This is a genomic window from Botryobacter ruber (assembly GCF_003347595.2).
Classification (GTDB): domain Bacteria; phylum Bacteroidota; class Bacteroidia; order Cytophagales; family Hymenobacteraceae; genus Pontibacter; species Pontibacter ruber_A.
Genome location: NZ_QCZK02000045.1, coordinates 37,183 through 57,093, shown reverse-complemented (window position 1 = coordinate 57,093; position 19,911 = coordinate 37,183). Strand labels below are relative to the sequence as shown.

Sequence of the window (19,911 nt, the reverse complement as noted above, 5' to 3'; positions counted from 1 at the left end):
ACCCATTTCAAATCGAAAAATCCAAAAACAAGGTATAACATCTTTAATTACAGTAGATTATATAGATATAAAAAAGCAACGTTTGGACACTAATGGTAATTTATGAGAAGAAATTTTACGACTGTCAAACTCCTGTTTCTGTTTGGATTGGGAATTACCCAGGTTCATGCACAAACTACAAATCCATCCGGTCAGGTTACCAGCACGAGCAGCAACCTGGTTGCTCAACCTGTACCAGACCGAACAGTTCCCTTTCTTGTTTCCGACCCGGGTGTTGCCAAACCCATTATCTGGGGGCTTGATACTGCCTGGCCTCACGAGTTTAATTTACGACGAGGCATCGCGTTTATGGGAGCCGACAATGTAGACCTGGTAAGAGCATCCTTTCAACCTACCCACCCGTTAGTAGATGGCGACCTGCAACAGGAGCAGATAGACTGGCTTAACTTACGTCTTAGCTTCGTGGCTTTAACCGGGCCAAATACAAAAGTGGCATTAAACAGCGACCACCCCAGTGTTTCTTCATGGTATAAAAATGCCGACGGGTCCGTTAATGCCGCGCGTTGGGCGCAACTGCTGGACGTGACGACGAGACGGGTTCAGGAAGCAGGTCGTACAGTTGTCTCGATTGCCCCTTTCAACGAGCCGGACTATGGCTGGGGGCAAGGTTCAATGCAGGACTTTTACAATATTGCTGATTTGCTGAAGCAGAATTCCCGCTTTGACAACATCCGTATTTCCGGTGGTAACACGCTTAACGCAGATCAGGCCCTGCCCTGGTACAACTTTTTGCAACCTAAATTAGACGAAGGGAACACCCACCAACTGGCTGGTAGTTTCAATAGTTATGCTAACTTTTACCAAACAGTAAGAGCTAACGGAGACTATGCTACCAACGATGAACTGCACAATGTTGTAGAGGCCATGGTAGGAGTGGAATATGGTTTGCAGACCGGCATCTGGTGGGGTACAGCAGAGCTGGCACGCGGAGAATTTGTAAAAGCCAGCGACGGTGTGCGCCTGGGCTACGCCGAGCACCGCCCTAACTGGACGGCAGCCTCGGTTTATCGTCACCCTGATGGCAAGGTGCAGGCTTTCGGTGGCGCCTCCGAGCGGCAGGCAACTACTACTACGTACCGTTTTGTTTCTAAAGACAAAGCAGTATTCTACGATGGCTATGGACCGCAACACGAATATACTTTGGTAATGCCTGGCGGTACCGGTTATCAGCAGGGGCAGCCCAACGCCGAAAGAGTGGTAAATATCACGTGGGGGGAAGACATACAGCCTGTTATCAACGGACGTTATATAATAGTGAACCGTAACAGCGGCAAGGTCATGGAAGTGGCCGGCGCTTCTACAAATGCCGGTGCCAATGTGCAGCAAGGTACTTACACAGGTGCAGCCAACCAGCAGTGGAACGTGGTGCCTGTAGATGCACGGGTCGGAGGTGATTTCAGCTACTTCTCGATTACGTCAGGGCATAGTGGCAAGGCGCTGGACGACAATAACTGGTCGCTGGATAATGGTGCAAATATAATTGTGTGGGACGATGCAAAAGGTGCAAACCAACAGCGGTACCTGGACTATGCCGGGGATGGCTGGTTTTATATCCGCAGCCGCCACAGTGCAAAAAGTCTGCAGGTAAATGGCGAAAACATTGTGCAGTGGGAGCAAAATGGTGGTACAAGCCAGCAATGGCGCTTTCTGCCGGTTGGTGCACCGGTAGAGTTCGATGCGCCTACTGCACCAGGCAACCTGATAGCCACGGCAAATGCAGCTTCTGTCCGCTTAACCTGGACTGCCAGTCCGGAAACAGACGTAGCAGGCTACACTATTTTCCGTGCGGAAGTGGCGGGAGGAGCTTACAATACCATTGCCCGCAACGTACCCACCACCGCTTTTGTTGATAACTCTGCTGCTGCAGGCGTACAGTACTTTTATAAAATTAAGGCAGTGGACCGCTCCCTTAACCGCTCCGTTTACTCTAATCAAGTTTCTGCAACACCAACCGGTGACAATGGCCTGGTTTCGCATTACCAGTTCGACGACAACCTGCTGGATGGATCTATTAATTTCAATCACAGCGCTAAACTGGGCGGAACATCCTTTGTTACAGGCAAGGCCGGCAATAAAGCTATCGCGCTGAACGGTACGGATGCTTTCCTGCAACTGCCGGCAACGTTGGCGAATCAGCAGGAGATTACGGTTGCCACCTGGGTAAACTGGAACGGGGGCAGTGCCTGGCAGCGCATCTTCGATTTTGGAAATGGCGAGGCTGAAAACGTGTTCTTAACCCCAAGCTCAGGAGCAGGCACCTTGCGTTTTGTCATCAGGAATGGTGGCGATGAACAGCAACTGAATGCACCCGGGTTACCTGTAGGGCAATGGTCGCATGTGGCCGTAACGCTGGGTGCATCCGGTGCAAGTCTGTATGTGAATGGCGTCCTGGTAGCGGAGTCAAGTGCTATCACCATCAGACCGCTGGATTTTAAACCGGTACTGAACTACATTGGCCGCAGCCAGTACCCGGACCCGCTGTTCAATGGTGCTGTCGACGATTTCAGGGTATATAACTACGCCTTGTCAGCCGGAGAAGTAGCGCAGCTAGCAACTACAATCACAAGTGTACCTGATTTGCTAAAAGAAGAAAGCCTGGCGGTGTGGCCGGTGCCTGCCAGAGATGTGATACATCTAAGTACTTTTTCTGATAACATGGGTGGTACGGCAACAGTTCGCCTGATGGATATGAACGGTAGAGTGGTAGAGAGCAAGGAACTGAAAGGTACCAACGATACTGAACTTCACGTTTCAAACTTGCCGGCTGGTATTTATATGCTCAGGCTGACCAATACAAAAGAAACCCTGGTGAGAAAAATTATTATTGAGCGTAACTAACTGATGTTACGCAAAAAATTACGAAAGCAGGGCAGTCCCCTCCCGGTCAAGTCCGGGACCTGCGGATTCAAAGCTAATCTCGTAGGAAAATTTGTCTGCAGCTGCCACCACAGCCTCTGCTCCTCAAAAAAGTAACTCTGCTGCTCAAAAGACCTGCGCACACTGCGAGGTCTTTGGGAGCAAGCGTTTCAGCTAAATCTGGATCTTTACTCGATTAAACAGGAGCAGAGGCTATGGTGGCAGCTGCAGCAGAACAAATTCAGTAAAAGTACCGCCGGTTTACGCTCAAAACCTGCCTGTTCCACGTGTGAACCGGCAGGTTTTTGCTTTTTTAGGTGCATGCAGTGCAGCAGGGACTTTTAAATTGATGTTTATGTTTAAACATCGTTATGATATGACAAAAAATAGTGTAATATTAACACTTGCAAAACTGAGCATTAGCGGAATTAATACTTCAATAACCCTGTTCACCTGTAGATGCACTATTTTTTTAAGATGAGAATACCATTATTCGTAGTTTGTTTGCTTTTACTCTTCGCACACCAGGTATTTGCCCAATCCTTTGGGCATTTGGGTATTAAGCATGGCTTATCGAATAATACGGTTAATGCTATCTATAAAGACAAGTTCGGGTTTATGTGGTTTGCCACCGACGATGGGTTAAGCCAATATGACGGATACGAATTTAAAGTGTACCGGAACAGGTTAAATGATACCACCTCCTTAATACACAATCAAATAACCACCTTGACAGGCGATGTATCCGGGAATATCTGGGTGGGTACCAAAAGAGGCCTCTGTGTGTTAAACAGCAATACATCTGATTTTTCGGCTGCCTGGTATTACCCGCATCAGCAGCAAGACCGGAAAAAGGTTTTAGATGAAATTTTTGAAATCGCTGTTGATAAGCAAAAGAATATTTACATAGGAACGTATGGGCTGGGGCTTTTAGTTAAAGATAAAAATTCAGCTACCTTCAGGCAAATAGCATTAAGACCGGCAGCAGAGCCAAATCAATTCTATATTGGCGAGGCATTGCATATCGATGCGGACGGAAACGTGTGGGTAATGATACGGCATGAAGGGCTTCACCGGTTCGATCCCAAAACCAACAAACTGCACCTGGTAACAAGAGCCATTGACCGGGCGAATGTGATGAAGTCAGCTGCCCGGAATACGCTTTGGCTGGGTACTGATAGCGGGCTCTATTTATACGACCTGAAAACTAACACCTATAAGCACTATGGCAAGGGTGCAGGAAAACTTTCCAGCAGCCGGGTGGTCGATATTAATACGTCAGAGGCTAATCGGGTGTGGATTGCAACAGATGGCGGTGGCGTCAATTTGCTCGAGCTTTCTACCGGCAAAATTACCTGTTTCCAATCGGGGGCAGGTAAAACACACCTGACCAGTAATGCCGTCACATCCCTGCTGAAGGATGATGACGCCAGATGGTGGATCGGCCTGCAACGGGGAGGGGTAAATGTGATCGACAAGAAGAAAGACAAGTTTACCACCATCAGGCGCGACCCGCATAACAAGAGCAGCCTGGTCAACGATTTTGTGTTTTCGTTCTGTGAAGACGATGAAAAAACTATCTGGGTAGGTACCGACGGTGGAGGGGTGTCTGTGTGGAACCGGACCGATAACAGTTTCCGGAATTTTGTACATAACGAAAATGACCCTGCTTCGCTCAGTAATAACAATGTTACCAGCGTTGTAAAAGATTTTGAAGATAATATCTGGATAGCCACCTGGGGCGGCGGTATCAACAGGTACAACCGGTCCAGTGGTACGTTCAGCCGCTATTCCTGTGGTCCGCATAATTTTATCTGGAGGTTGTATGAAGACAGTCAGAAAAACCTGTGGGCAGGCCCGACAGAAGGGGGGCCGCTTTATAAGTATAACAGAAGCACAGATACCTTTGAATTATACGACGAGGCGCTGGGGCACCCGATTACCATTTTAGAAGATAAGAAAGGAACCTTATGGCTGGGTACCTATGCGCTCCTGATAAAAGTTGATAAAAAGGAGCGGAAGCACAAGTATTTTGAGCTGAATTATCCCGTAAGGTCCTTGTACCAGGATAAGCAGGGAAACCTGTGGGTTGGCTCGCAGGGGCATGGTTTGTTGCTGTTCGATCCTGTAACTGAAAAGTTCACTGCTTTTACAGAAGAAGAAGGACTTGCAAATAATTCTGTCCATAATATCGAGGAAGATAGCCATGGGAAGTTATGGATAAGTACCAACCATGGCATTTCCTCTTTTGATCCCCAAACAAAGAAGTTCAGGAACTTTTACGAGGCTGATGGGCTGCAGAGTAATCAGTTCTACTACAATGCCTCCCTGAAGTTAAGTACAGGCGAGATATTATTTGGTGGCATAAATGGATTCAATATTTTCCATCCGGACAGTGTTCAGTCCCATCATGCATTCCCCAACCTGGTCATTTCCGGAATCCGTTTATTCAATAAACCTGTTGCTCCGGCCGATAATATTGTAAAAGCGGGCCAAAGCCTGTACCTGGTGGATGATATTACATTGCCTTACGATAAAGCTTTCATTTCATTTGACTTTGGAGCCCTGGAGTTTACAGCTCCCGAAAAAATTTCGTATGCCTACATGCTGGAAGGCTGGGACAAAACCTGGACCTACACCGATAACCAGCGCACCGCCAATTATTCAAACTTAAGAGAAGGAGATTACACCTTACGCATCAAGTCCACCAATGCAGAGGGTATCTGGAACGAACAGGAGCGGGTAGTGCACATACAGGTGCTGCCACCCTGGTACAGAACCTGGTGGGCATTTTGTGCTTACGCTGCCATTGTAGCCGGGCTGCTGTATGCCTATAATGCTTACCGTACAAAACAGGAGCGCCTGCGGCACGAAGAGCAGCGTTTAAGATATGAACTGAATATTGCCAATTTCAAAGCAGAGAAGGACGCGGAGCTGAACGAGAAGAAGTTATCTTTCTTTACCAATATTTCACACGAGTTCCGCACGCCGTTAACCCTTATCATCAATCCCATCAAAGAACTGGTGGATAAGAAGCGTGAGCATATAGGGTTTCAGGATGTGGCAGTTGTTTACCGGAATGCCCGCAGGCTGCTGGGGCTGGTAGACCAGCTGCTGCTTTTCCGGAAGGCCGATAGTGGCGAAGATATCCTGAAGCTAGGCAGGTTCGATATCGCTGCTGTCTGTGAGGACGTTTACCTGAGTTTTACCCATCAGGCCAAAATTAAAGCTATCCACTATAGTTTTGGCTGCGATGCTAATACCATTGATTTTTATGGTGACCGCGAAAAGCTGGAGATTCTTCTCTTCAACCTGTTGTCCAACGCCTTTAAATTTACCCCTGCTTCGGGGCAGATAACACTGCACGTAACCGAGCACAACCAGCAGGTAGAGCTACTGGTTATAGACAGTGGTTGTGGCATTCCTGCCGAAACCGGGAACAAGCTGTTTAACAGGTTCCACCAGGTGTACGATAGCGGGACCGCTGCCTCAGGCGGTTTTGGCATTGGCCTGTACCTGGTGAAAAAGTTCGTGGAGCAGCATAAGGGGGAGATTTCTTATGAAAGCGAACTGAACAAGGGGACCAGCTTCAGAATTCTGCTGCCCAAAGGCAAAGACCATTTTCCGGCGGCGTGCAGCGTAGAGGATAACGTGAAGCCTTCTGCTTTCCTCGAAGAGCTACAGGTTGCTGTGCAGCCGGTAGAAGAGGAGCAGGTCGCCACTGTTACGCAACCGGCAGACGAGCTGAACGAGCTGGTGGTGGAGAAAAATTCGCTGCTGCTGGTAGAGGATAACAGCGAGATCCGGCAGTATGTGAAGCAGATTTTCAGCAGCACCTACACCATTTACGAAGCTGAGAACGGCGAGCAGGGGCTTGAACTTGCCCAGGAGTACCTGCCCGATGTAATTATCAGCGACATTATGATGCCCGGCATGAATGGCCTGGAACTATGCAGCACCATAAAGGAAAATCCATCGCTGAAACATATTCCGATCATCCTGCTAACTGCAAGTTCCTCGCCCGAAATGAAATTGCAAGGCATAGAAGGCGGCGCCGTTGATTACATTACCAAACCGTTTGAAAAAGAACTGCTGGTGGCCCGGGTAGAAAGTATCCTGAAGAGCCGCGATAACCTGCAGCATTTTTTCTATAACGAGGTAACGCTTAAAACCAACAAGCTTAAAATCTCCGCCGAGTATAGCGACTTCCTGACCTCCTGCATCGAAACCATCGAGCGGAATATGAGCGACCCGAACTTTAAGGTTAAGGCTTTTGCACGGGCAATGGGCATGAGCCAATCGAACTTGTATTTAAAGGTAAATGAGATTTCGGGCAGGCCGGTCAATGATTTTATGCGGTTTATCCGGCTCCGCAAGGTGGCGCGTCTGCTCATCGATACCGATTACCGGATCAATGAGGCTGCTTTTGAGGCTGGTTTCAGTGACATGAAACACTTCAGGGAGCAGTTTAAAAAGCTGTTCGGGTTAAACCCATCGGACTATGTAAAAAAATACAGGAAATCGTTTCATAAAAACTACACGCTTAATGAAAAAGTCCTGAAAGAAGCGGAGGTGGAATAACAGGCGATGTAGGAGGCAATGGTGCAAAGCCTTCGTTAATCAATTCAATTTTTGGGAGTATCATCTTAGCATATTCCGTCATTATCCCCTCGGGTACCCGAGGGGATTTTTTTTTGACTTCCTCACTTATTATTGAACGGGCTGCAAGTTGGTTTTGGCAGGAGGCATGTGCCATAAGGTATAAATGAGGTGCTAACGGAAACATTTCGCTTATTGTTGTTAACAAACGCTTGTTTGAGGCCTTGCCAGGGCGTTTTGTAAATATCCCCCCGCTAAATAATAAGTTTACCCCCTCTTTGTAAAGAAGAATAATCGCAGTTTTGTCTATGGATAACAAGAAAACAGTGTCTTAAGGGGTTTTTATTTTACAAATGTTAGTTAGTGAATAACAGGGGAGCCTTGTTTCAGATTAACCATGATCTGATGCCTTGACAGGAACTTACAAACTAAAAATTAGGAGGATGAAGTAGAACAGAACAGCAAGTCAGAGATTGCATGCAAATGAGTACAATCTCCAGTCTTAGTTAATTACAATGAACATCTGATTTTAAATTAATTAAAAGTAAACACATGTATTTATGGAATTAAGTTTACAAAAAAAGAGGTGGCTGCTATTGGCCATGGGCATAAGCTTAAGTTTTGCGCCATCTTATGCGCAAAGTAGCCTGTATGCAAGCAGTGCGCCTGGTAAAGCTGCTGAAACGAACACCGAGCGAAGTGTTGTGGTGAGGGCTATGCCAAAAGAGAGCAGCACTACCGAAAGCACCAGGCAAAATCAGTTCACGGTAAAAGGGCGGGTTACTTCCGGACAAGACGGTGCAACCCTTCCGGGGGTAACGGTTATGCTGAAGGAGAACCCCAGCATTGGTACTGTTACAGATGCAAATGGAGAGTACGCCCTGATTGTTCCAAAGGGTACAGGTACCCTGATTTTTTCCTTTATCGGCCACCTAAAACAGGAAGTTCCGATCAACAGCAGGGGGCAAATCGATATTAAGCTGGCCGTGGATGCCAAGGCGCTGGAAGAAGTGGTAGTAGTTGGTTTCGGGGAGCAGCGCAAGGCCAGTATGGTGAGCTCTATTACATCGGTAAAAGTGGAAGAGCTTAAAACCCCATCCGCCAACTTAACCAATGCCATTGCCGGGCAGGTGGCCGGTGTGATCTCTTTCCAGCAGAGCGGCGAGCCGGGCCTGGGTACCGATAACTCGACCTTCTATATCCGCGGCCTCTCTACCTTTGGTACCGGTAAGCGCGACCCGCTTATCCTCATCGACGGCATCGAGTCGTCTCCAACAGATATGGCCCGTTTGCAGCCGGACGATATTTCCGACTTTTCGGTGCTGAAGGATGCCGCTGCCAGTTCAATATACGGTGCCAGAGGTGCCAACGGCGTGGTGTTGATCAATACCAAATCCGGTAAGGAAGGTCCTGTGAGGTTTAATTTCAGGGCAGAAAACCGAATTTCTACAAATACGCAGAATTTCCAGCTGGCGGATAACATCACCTTTATGGAACTGGCAAACGAGGCAACCGTTGGACGCTCGCCGAATGCCATTCCTCTTTATTCGCAGAACAAGATTAACAGCACCAGGGCGGGCGAGGATCCATATCTTTTCCCGAACAACAACTGGATCAAGCAACTGATAAAGCCCTATACCGTTAACCAGGGCTACAACCTGAACCTGAGCGGCGGTACCAGCAAAGGACGCTATTACATTGCCGGTACTTACAACCGGGATAACGGGATCCTGAAGGTAGACCCGATCAATAATTTTAACTCCAACGTCCGGCTGAACAACTACTCCATCCGCTCCAATGTTGAACTGGAAGTAACTCCTTCCACCACACTCATTGCCAGGGTATATGGTCAGTTTGATGATTACAATGGCCCTATTGGTGGCGGAGCGGCTACTTTTAATAATGCGCTGCGTGCTAACCCGGTGATGTTCCCGGCTGTTTATCCAAAAGATAAGCTCCCGCATATAGAGCACCCGTTGTTCGGTTCAGCCCGAACGCTCAACGGCGATGCGGTAGAAACCACTACACTCTATATGAACCCCTACGCCGAAATGGTGAAAGGATACCAGACCTACAAAACCTCCAACCTGAATCCGCAGCTGGAGATGCGGCAGGACCTGAAATTCCTGACCGAAGGATTAAGTGCCCGGGCTATGACGTATGTGAAGCGAACATCATTTGTTGCCCTCAACAGGTTTTACAATCCTTTCTTTTATAATGCTACGATCAACCCGGAAGATGGCAGCTATAGCTTAGGTGTGATGAACGATGGCTCTTCCACTTCGATCGGAACGGTAGGTACGGAATATCTGAACTATAACGAAAGCGATAAAGTAATTACTTCACAGTTCTGGTTGCAGGGTGCGCTGGATTACAACCGGACGTTTAACCAGAAACATTCCGTGGGCGGTTTATTGGTTTCTTACATAGCTAATTACGAAACAGGCAATGCCGGAAGCCTGATCCGGTCGCTGCCTACCCGCAACCACGGTATATCCGGCAGGTTTACCTACGGCTACGACGACCGCTACTTAGCAGAATTTAACTTTGGCTACAACGGTTCCGAGCGTTTTGCTACGAAAAACCGTTACGGCTTCTTCCCGTCGGCAGGTGTTGGCTACCGCATTTCAAACGAGCGATTCTTTGAGCCTTTGAAGCATGTCATTCCAAACATGAAACTGAGAGCGACCTACGGTCTTGTGGGTAACGACCAGATCGGTGCTGTAGATCAGCGGTTCCTGTACATGTCCAACGTTAACCTCAACGATGGCGGCTACGGCGCTTCCTTTGGCAGGAACGACGGTGCCGCAACCTACTACCGGCCAGGCGTTTCTATCTCCAGGTATGCCAACGAAGATATTACCTGGGAAGAGTCCAGGCAGATCAACCTGGGCATGGACCTGAACCTAAGCCTGTTCGGCGGCGATATGGAAGTGATAGCAGATGCCTTCAAGCAGTACCGGTCGAACATATTACAGCCGGTAACCTATATCGACAACGCCGCAGGTTTAATGGCGCCGCTTTTCTCAAACTATGGCAAGGCCGAAACACAGGGCGTAGACCTTTCAGCCCGGTATAACAAAGGCATCACAAAAGACCTGAGCCTGGAAATGCGGGGCACGATGACTTTTGCAACCAGCAAAGCCGTTAAGGTGGATGAGCTCATTTACGGAGATGACCTGAGGCACCTGTCCAGAACAGGGCATTCGCTTGGCCAGCAATGGGGCTTTATTGCCGAACGCTTGTTTATAGACAATGAAGAAGTGGCCAACTCTCCTTTGCAATTTGGCGATGCCGGCCTGCTGGCCGGTGATATCAAGTACCGTGATATTACTGGTGATGGGATCATCAACAACGACGATATGGTGCCACTTGGCTTCCCGGCACAACCTGAGCTCCTCTATGGCTTTGGTACCAACGTGCGCTACAAGAAGTTCGATCTGAACCTGTTCTTCCAGGGCTCCGCCCGTTCTTCTTTCTTTATCAATCCTGCTGCTATCTCGCCGTTTGTGCAGAATGGTGGCTTGCAGAACGGTCTGCTGCAGGTTATCGCCAACGACCACTGGTCTGAGGAGAACAGGAACGCTTATGCCTTCTGGCCACGTCTGAGCACCTGGCAGGTAGGTCCTAACAACGTGACATCTACCTGGTGGATGCGCAACGGCGACTTCCTGCGACTGAAAAATGTAGACTTCGGCTATAATGTGGGCAATGTAGACAGAATAGGCCTGAAAGGGGCCAGGGTATACTTCTCGGCTACCAACCTCTTTATCCTCAGCAAATTCAAGATGTGGGATGTTGAGATGGGTGGTAACGGCTTAAATTATCCTATCCAGTCTGTATACAACGTGGGTGTTACTTTTAATTATTAATTCAGGTTATTCCAGAATACCATGAAAAAAGATTCTTTTCTTATAAAAATATTCCGTCTGAACAAAGCTGTTCGAGGAAAGCAGCTTAGCGGACACAGGTCTTCAGGCAGCACGAAGCGGCTAAGTTGCCTTGCCCTGGTGCTGGCCCTGTCCTTTACTTCCTGTAACGACTACCTGGACGTGGTGCCGGATAACGTGGCCACCATGGACCATGCCTTCAAACTGCGTAACGAGGCTGAAAAATACCTGTTTACCTGTTACTCATTTCTGCCAAAGAACGGCGACGGCTGGTTTAATGCAGGATTAATGTCTGCCGATGAAATCTGGCTTCCGCAGTCGGCCCAGACACACTGGCATCCGGCATACAGAATTGCCCTGGGGCAGCAGAACAAAGACGCTCCCTTGTTCGACGAATGGGGGGGAGCCCGCAAAGGAAACGACGGCCGGTTTAACTACCTGAAGATTTTTGTAGGCATCCGCCACTGCAACATCTTCCTCGAAAATATAAAAGATGAGAGCAAGGTGCCGGACCTGACGCTCGATGAGCGCACCCGGTGGATTGGCGAGGTGGAGTTCCTGAAAGCTTTCTACCATTTCTACCTGCTGCGCATGTACGGACCGATTCCAATTCTGGATCAAACGCCTCTGTCGGAAGAGCCGACGGCCAGGCGTATGCCGGTTGACGATTGCGTGAACTATATTTCGAACCTGCTGGACCAGGCTGTAGAAAAGCTGCCGCGCCGCATTGTGGACGAAAATAATCAGCTAGGCCGCATTACCCAACCAATTGCTCTGGCCGTTAAAGCCAAGCTGTGGTTGTATGCCGCCAGCCCGCTGTTTAACGGTAACAGCGATTTTGCGCTCCTCCGGGATAAAGAAGGGGTGGCCTTGTTCAACCCTGTTTACGACCCTGCCAAATGGGAGAAGGCACGGGATGCTGCCAAAGCTGCCATAGAGGCTGCAGAGCAAAACGGCCATGTGCTGTACGAGTACCGGAACGATGTGCTGAACCTGAGCCAGGAAACCAAAACACAGCTCAATATCCGCAATGCGGTTACAGACCGTTGGGGAAAAGAACACGTGTGGGCCTTGTCTAATTCTTACTTTGTAAACGAAGCGCTCTGCATGCCTCCAATGGAGCGAAGCACTAAAAATGACCGGTTCCAGTTGCAGGGGGCCTGGGCAGCACCGATGAAGATTGCCAAAATGTTCTACACCAAAAATGGGGTGCCGATAGAGGAAGATAAGGAGCTGGATTTTACCAATTACCTGGAGCCGAGAAAAGGCACTGCCGAAGAACGTTTCTATGTGGAGCCCGGCCAGGCGACAGCACGCCTCAACTTCGACCGCGAGCCCCGCTTTTATGCTGACTTAGGGTTTGATGGCGGCATCTGGTACATGAAAGACGGGAACACCACCGGAAGCGACGTGAATACCTTCTGGGTGAAGAGCAAGAATAACGAAAGAGCCGGCTACGGCCACTTTACGAACTGGAACGAAACGGGCTATTTCATCAAAAAGCTGGTGCACTGGGAGTCTACCACCAACAGTTCGAATGCGCCCACCTGGAAACAATATCCATGGCCTGAAATCAGGCTGGCCGATCTGTACCTGATGTATGCCGAAGCACTCAACGAAGTGGAAGGCGGTTCTCCTTTAGCCATCGAGTACGTGGATAAAGTAAGAGAAAGAGCCGGTCTGAAGGGTGTTGTGGAGTCGTGGAGTAATTTTTCCAAGAACCCGGCCAAGTATACCTCGCAGGACGGGCTGCGCCAGATTATTCAGCGCGAGCGTTTAATTGAGCTTTGCTTTGAAGGACACCGGTTCTGGGATCTGAGAAGGTGGAAGCTGGCGGCAGAAGAACTGAATAAAGACATTACCGGGCTTAACATCATCGGAAAAACAGCTGAAACCTACAACACAGAACGCGTAGTGTTCAGCCAGAAATTCATCGTTCCCCGCGACTACTTCTGGCCAATAGGCAACTGGGATATCCGAAGAAACCCGCACCTGGTTGAGAATTTAGGTTGGTAATTAAAGAAACTTTTAGTTTAAGAAAATGAATTTACGAAAGATAAAAATGGCCTCGTTCCTGTTTATGGGAATGCTGGGAGCAACCGCCATGGTATCCTGTGAGGACGACCTGGAGTTCAGGGAGCCCATCGGGACTGATATGAGTGTTCCGGGCAAAGTTTCGAATGTTACGGTAGAAAACCTGCCGGGCAAAGCAAAGCTTACCTACTCTCTGCCCGACAATAGTAACCTGCTGTATGTGAAGGCGGTTTATAAACTGGCTTCCGGTAAAGCCCACGAGGTGACTTCCTCTTTTTACAGCAACAGTCTGATGGTGGAAGGTTTTGCCGATACCGAACCGCATGAAATTAAGTTGTATGCCGTGAGCCGGAGCAATGTCTCCTCTGAGCCTGTTACGGTGACGGTTCAGCCGCTGGAGGCGCCAATCTGGAAAGTATTCAAGAGCCTGCAGGTCACCAACGCCTTTGGCGGCTACAACCTGGCTGCCGCCAATGCCGAGGAAGACAATGTTTCCATCATCGTGATGAAAGAGAATGTCTTCCGGGAATTTGAGGTAGATAACCATAAAAGTGTGTTTACTTCTGCAAAAGATATACTCTCCAAGATAAGAGGCATGGACACAATCAATTATGAGTTCAGAATCTTTGTAAGAGACAGGTGGGGCAATTCAACCGACACCAGCACTGTCAATGTAAAGCCTTTGTTTGAAACCCAGCTTAAGAAGTCTGACTTCCGGGCATTTGTGTTGCCAGGCGATGCCCCGCAGGTAACCAATGGCGCCCGGCTGGAATATGCCTGGGATAACCGCCTGGGTTGGCCGTATGTTAGTTTCACGCACCAGTCCAACGGCGGGGACCAGCCCCACATGATCACCTTCGACACCGGCAGGTTAACGAAATTGAGCCGTATCTGGATCCGTCCTTTCCCGGAATGGGTGCCGACCGAGCAGTTCTACTACCTGACCACCATGAAGAAGTTTGAGGTTTATGGTTCAGCCAACCCTTCGTTAAATGGCGCGCTGGATGAGAGCTGGGTTCTGTTAGGTTCTTACGAAGTGGTAAAACAGTCTGGTACTCCGTATGGGCAGGATACGCCGGAGGATAGGATCAGAGCTGCCGCCGGTTTTAACTGGGACCTGGATCTGGATGCTCCAAAAGTTAGGTACATCCGAATCAAATGCCTCGAAAACTTTGCAGGCGGTACGGCACAAAGCATCAATGAATTGTCGGTGTTTGGCGATACACGTGATTAATACAACTTATGAAACTCTGTTCCGGTTACCCCGTGCAGGCAGCAGGAGTAACCGGGATGGCAAAAAGAATAACATCATGAAAATAATTCATAATTTATATAAGATAGGGCTGGCCGTTGTCGTATTGTGCTGCGCTGTTGCCATGTCCTCCTGCTCCAAATGGGACGACTTTAAAAAGTACACCAAAGATGGGGAAATCATGTATACCGGTAAGATGGACTCGGTGAAAGTGTATTCCGGCAAAGGGCGTGTTATGCTTCGGGGAGAGTTTAATGCCGACCCCAAGATCAAGCTAACCAAAATTTACTGGAACGACTTCCGGGATTCGGTTGAATTTCATGTTGACAAAGGATCTGAGCGGGCCGTGTTTGAAAGAACCTTTGATGTAGACGAAGGAGTGAAAAACTTTATCATCCACAATTATGATGGTTCCGGCAACCGCTCCATAGCCGTAAACGCCGTTGGCACCTCTTATGGAAGTTCATACCGCAGAAAGATCAACAACCGCCTGATATCAGCGGTTGATTTTAACGAGAATGGCGCCACCCTTACCTGGGAGGCCATGGATCTGTCTACGGGGCCACAGTATACCGAGCTGGAATATGAGTTAAACGGAGAAACGAAAAATGTTATTATTCCGATCAATGAAACTACAGTTTTGCTGCCAGAACTCTCGGCGGCAACTACCATTCGGTACAGAACCATTTTTAAGCCGGAAAAAACGAGTATCGATACCTTTGCCGTTGCCTTCAGAAGCCGCGAGATCAAGCCTGTTCCAAAGCTGAAAAACAGCAAAGTGCCGTTTGTAGCTGCGGCTAGAAACGGCCGGTGGGGCACGCTGGCAGACTGGATCACAAACGATGCAGCGAAAATACACGGCGGCCATGGTGGCTGGGATGAGTGGAATGGTAACATCTTCAACCTGGAGTCGGGCTGGGGGGCGCCAGCTGTTACAAACGGCAAGATTTACCAGACGCTCGAACTGGAGCCAGGCACCTATACCTTTGGAATTTCTGATTTACGGGATACAAATTTAACGGTGGATGACAAAGCCTACCTGGTGGTGGCGCTGGGCAACACCATCCCGGATGTGGAGCAGGTAGCAACCGCGCTTGGGTCTGTGCAAGTAGTTCAGGGAAAAACTCTTCTTGAACTGCAGGTAACATTCACTATCAGGGAAACGTCAAGTGTTAGCATGGGCTACTTAACAACCCAGTCAGGTGGTACGCCAGGCAGGTACTGTAACATCCGCGCTTTTGACTTTTATAAAAATTAATTTCTGAATTTCCTTTTCTGAACCGGCATATACTACCGCTGTATATGCCGGTTTTTTTATGCGTAAATCTCCAGTAGGGTAATACCAATTATTCCAGATAGTAAAAAGGATCTTCCATTATTCGACCTCCAGTAACTAACATGATTGCAGTTCGCCCACAAGATCCCCTTCAGGGATGACAAAGGGAGAATAGTTTATGGAAGCAAGTAAATAGTATCTGGTATTAGTAGTGTCATTAGGGATCTGATGTTTCGCATAAACCTTCTTCAGTTAAGGAACAGCAGAGGCTATGGTGGCAGGGGCAGCAGAAAAAAAGGTGCTGCAATTGTTATAAACGAACAGAATTTTGTTGCCCGGTCCCGGTGGTAGCGGCTGTGTTTGCCTGTTCAGTAAAATGTGCAGCAGAAGCAGCTAAAAGGGCCATATTTTAACAGGAAACGCCCTGATTGGCCTGAAAAGGAAAATTACCCCCCATAATCAAAAGGTCCACCCCCCTTGGCAAAAGCAAATTTGTCGCAATTTTGAATAAAAGATTTACCTGTAATGAAGGCGTTGGTGAAAACAAATGTAAGTTTTTGTGATCCAGCCAGGTAAGTGCCAAAGGCGGTAGCGGGTAACCATTATCCGGATTGCAGTTGCGATCAACCAACATGTTTTTAACGCGACAAATAATATTAACCATAACAAGAAAGCTACTTATGTTCAAGCGTAATTTAATAGTCCTGCTTTGTCTGCTGTGGGCGCAGCTCGGCCAGGCGCAGCAAACAGGAAACGAGTGGGAGAACCACACGGTGTATGAGCGGAACAAGGAACAGCCGCGTGCTACCTTCATGCTTTACAGCAATGCACAGGAGGCGCGCAAAGACGATTACAACCAGTCGTTCTACCACCAGTCGCTCAACGGCAGCTGGAAATTTTCGTTGGTGCAAAAGCCGGCCGACCGGCCCACCGATTTCTACCGCACCGACTTTAACGACAGCAACTGGAAAACCATACCGGTGCCCTCTAACTGGGAACTGGAAGGGCACGACCTGCCCATTTACACCAACGTGCGCTATCCGTTCCCGGCCAGGCCTCCTTACGTAGACAACAACTACAACCCCGTAGGCACTTACCGCAGAACCTTTACCGTGCCCGAGTCCTGGAACGGCCACCAGGTGATGCTTAACTTCGGCTCCATCTCCGGCTATGCGCTGGTCTACCTGAACGGCCAGGAAGTGGGCATGAGCAAGGTAGCCAAGTCTGCAGCCGAGTTCGATGTAACCAACTACCTTAAGAAAGGGGAGAACCAACTGGCCGTGCAGGTAACCCGCTGGCACGACGGCAGCTACCTCGAAGACCAGGACTTCTGGCGTTTGAGCGGCCTGGAGCGGGACGTGTACCTGCAGGCCATGCCGAAGCTGACGCTGTGGGATTATTTTATCAAAGCCGACCTCGATAACTCCTACACCCACGGCCAGTTCAGCGCCACCGTAGACCTGCGTAAGTTTGCCGGCAAAACACCGGACAAGGCAACCGTGGCCATCGAGCTGTTTGACAAGAACAACAACAAGGTATTTGCGCAGGAGAAAAGCGTGGCCACCAAGACAGGAAGTACCCATGTTGCTACTTTTATCGGAACGGTAAACAAGGTGCAGAAGTGGAGCGCGGAACACCCCAACCTCTACGACTGTGTCATTACACTGAAAGACGATAAAGGTAAAACCATCGCTGTAGCAGGCGACAAAGTAGGTTTTCGGAAAGTAGAGCTGAAAAATGCGCAGCTGCTGGTAAACGGCATGCCGGTGCTCTTCAAAGGCGTAAATCGCCACGAGCACGACGACGAGAAAGGGCACGTGCCCACCCGTGAGCTGATGCTGAAAGACATAAAGCTCATGAAGCTGCACAATATCAACGCCGTACGCACCAGCCACTACCCCAACGACCCGCTCTGGTACAAGCTCTGCGACGAATACGGCCTCTACCTGGTAGACGAAGCCAACATCGAAACACACGGCATGGGCGCCGAATGGCAGCATGCGTTTGACAAAGCAAAGCACCCTGCCTATCTGCCCGAGTGGGCGCCGGCGCACCTCGATCGTATCCAGCGGCTGATAGAGCGCGACAAGAACCGCCCCTCGGTTATTATCTGGAGCATGGGCAACGAGTGTGGCAACGGTCCTGTATTCCACGATGCTTACAAATGGATAAAAGAGCGCGACAACTCCCGCCTGGTCATGTTCGAGCAGGCCGGCGAAGATTGGAACACCGACATCGTTGGTCCTATGTACCCGGTTATCCGGGATATGAAGAAGTATGCTGCTGCTACAGATAAGAACCGTCCGTACATCATGTGCGAGTACTCGCATGCCATGGGCAACAGCAACGGTAATTTTACGGAGTACTGGGATATCATCAACAGCAGCAAACACATGCAGGGCGGCTTTATCTGGGATTGGGTAGACCAGGGCCTGAAAACCAAAGACAAAGACGGCAATGAGTTCTGGGCCTATGGCGGCGACCTGGGAGCAGGCCACTTGTACAACGACGAGAACTTTTGCGCCAATGGGGTGGTATCAGCTAACCGCACACCGCATCCGGGGCTGATGGAAGTGAAGAAGGTATATGCCAACATTCAGTTCAAGGCCAAAGATGCAGCCAAAGGAATCATTGCCATAGAAAACCAGTTCGACTTTACCAACCTGGACCAGTACAACTTTAAATGGCAGCTGTTTAAGAACGGAGCGCTGCAGCAGGAGGGAACTTTTGAAGCAAATGTGGCGCCGCACCAGGTAAAAGAAGTAACACTACCCGTTCCGGCTTTTACCGCAGCTAACGGTGAAGAATTCTTCCTGAACGTGTATGCTTACCAGAAACATGCTACTGCTTTTGTGCCGGAGGGGCATGAGCTAGCCCGGGAGCAGTTTGCGTTGGGCAACGACCGGTATTTTACAAAAACAAATGGAACCGGTAAACTGAAGATCAGAACCAAAGGCAATATCCTGAGCTTTACGGCGGGTGATGTAGCCGGTGAGTTTGATCTCAAAGAAGGGAAGTTAATCGCCTATGGCCTGAACGGGAAAACCTCCATTACCCAATTTCCGGAGCCTTACTTCTGGCGCGCCCCCACCGACAACGACTTTGGCAACCATATGCCGGAGCAGCTGGGCGTGTGGCGCGAGGCACACAAAAACATGAACCTGAAAAGCGTAACAGCCGGCAAGAAGCAGGCAGAGGGTCAAAGGATTACAGTTGTGTATGAGCTCACCGATAAGCAGGTGCCTTATACAGTGGAGTACCTGCTGCAGAACGACGGTACGGTGCAGGTAACGGCCAGTATCGACATGACAGGCAAAGAAATGCCGGAACTGCCAAGGTTCGGGATGCGCCTGGAGCTGCCAAAGGCATTCGACAACCTGACCTACTACGGCCGTGGCCCCTGGGAGAACTACGCCGACCGTAAAACGGCTTCTTTTGTAGGCTTGTACAAAGACAAAGTTGCCAACCAGTTCCACGACCTCTACATCCGTCCGCAGGAGAGTGGCAACAAGACCGATGTACGCTGGGTGCAGCTGACAAATGCTGCCGGAGAGGGTGTCGTGGTAGAGGGTAAGCAGCCGCTCAACTTCACTGCGCTGCATTACCTGGCCGAAGACATCGACCCCGGCACGAAAAAACTCAACCGCCATCCAATTGACTTAAAGCAGCGCGATATGGTGAGCCTGCACATCGACCTGAAGCAGCGCGGCCTGGGCGGCGACAACAGCTGGGGCCTTTTGCCGCACGACCCATACCGACTGCTGGACAAGAAATATTCTTACAGCTACACCCTCAGGCCGATTGATAAAGAGAGTACAGTTGTATCGAAAGTTAATTAAAGTGTTTACAGGTAATCTATACCTCTGGTGAAATCATCGTCTGCTTTATTGCCAGTGAGAACGGCTTCCTGGAGAAGAGCGCTCCACAAGTAAAGGCAATTATTT

9 protein-coding genes are annotated in these 19,911 nt (G+C 49.3%); 7 read left to right on the top strand and 2 right to left on the bottom strand.

Annotated features, from left to right (window positions below; all coding sequences use genetic code 11):
• Nucleotides 1-102 precede the first annotated feature (102 nt).
• Nucleotides 103-2,898, top strand: a complete 2,796-nt coding sequence (locus DCW36_RS14765; protein WP_114783350.1) for a LamG-like jellyroll fold domain-containing protein — start codon at nt 103-105, stop codon at nt 2,896-2,898.
• Between the two features lie 495 nt (nt 2,899-3,393).
• The gene (locus DCW36_RS14760; RefSeq protein WP_164891145.1) at nt 3,394-7,497 is read left to right on the top strand and encodes a hybrid sensor histidine kinase/response regulator transcription factor; all 4,104 of its coding nucleotides are present in this window, start codon (nt 3,394-3,396) and stop codon (nt 7,495-7,497) included.
• On the opposite strand, the gene DCW36_RS14755 is transcribed toward DCW36_RS14760, so the two are convergent.
• Nucleotides 7,460-7,834, bottom strand: a complete 375-nt coding sequence (locus tag DCW36_RS14755) for a hypothetical protein (protein ID WP_125185477.1) — start codon at nt 7,832-7,834, stop codon at nt 7,460-7,462. The two genes, DCW36_RS14760 and DCW36_RS14755, sit on opposite strands and share 38 nt — an antisense overlap.
• Before the next feature lie 241 nt (nt 7,835-8,075).
• Between DCW36_RS14755 and DCW36_RS14750 the strand changes: the two genes are divergently transcribed.
• From DCW36_RS14750 to DCW36_RS14735, 4 genes are all read left to right on the top strand, one after another.
• The gene (locus tag DCW36_RS14750) at nt 8,076-11,387 is read left to right on the top strand and encodes a SusC/RagA family TonB-linked outer membrane protein (RefSeq protein WP_205702939.1); all 3,312 of its coding nucleotides are present in this window, start codon (nt 8,076-8,078) and stop codon (nt 11,385-11,387) included.
• Between the two features lie 21 nt (nt 11,388-11,408).
• A complete protein-coding gene (locus DCW36_RS14745) occupies nt 11,409-13,421 on the top strand; it encodes a RagB/SusD family nutrient uptake outer membrane protein (protein ID WP_205702938.1) in 2,013 nt (670 codons plus the stop codon).
• A gap of 25 nt (nt 13,422-13,446) precedes the next feature.
• Nucleotides 13,447-14,673, top strand: coding sequence for a DUF4959 domain-containing protein (locus DCW36_RS14740; RefSeq protein ID WP_114783347.1), 1,227 nt, complete (start codon nt 13,447-13,449; stop codon nt 14,671-14,673).
• A gap of 76 nt (nt 14,674-14,749) precedes the next feature.
• Nucleotides 14,750-15,949: a DUF4998 domain-containing protein gene (locus DCW36_RS14735; protein ID WP_164891144.1), complete on the top strand. Its 1,200-nt coding sequence runs from the start codon at nt 14,750-14,752 to the stop codon at nt 15,947-15,949.
• 427 nt (nt 15,950-16,376) lie between these two features.
• Here the strand turns inward: DCW36_RS14735 and DCW36_RS14730 are convergent, their stop codons facing one another.
• Entirely contained in the window at nt 16,377-16,631 is a 255-nt protein-coding gene (locus tag DCW36_RS14730) for a hypothetical protein (protein ID WP_125185476.1), read from the bottom strand.
• A 16-nt stretch (nt 16,632-16,647) separates the two neighbouring features.
• Here DCW36_RS14730 and DCW36_RS14725 point away from each other — a divergent pair, with 16 nt between their 5' ends.
• The gene (locus DCW36_RS14725; RefSeq protein ID WP_114783345.1) at nt 16,648-19,806 is read left to right on the top strand and encodes a glycoside hydrolase family 2 TIM barrel-domain containing protein; all 3,159 of its coding nucleotides are present in this window, start codon (nt 16,648-16,650) and stop codon (nt 19,804-19,806) included.
• The last annotated feature ends 105 nt before the right edge of the window (nt 19,807-19,911 follow it).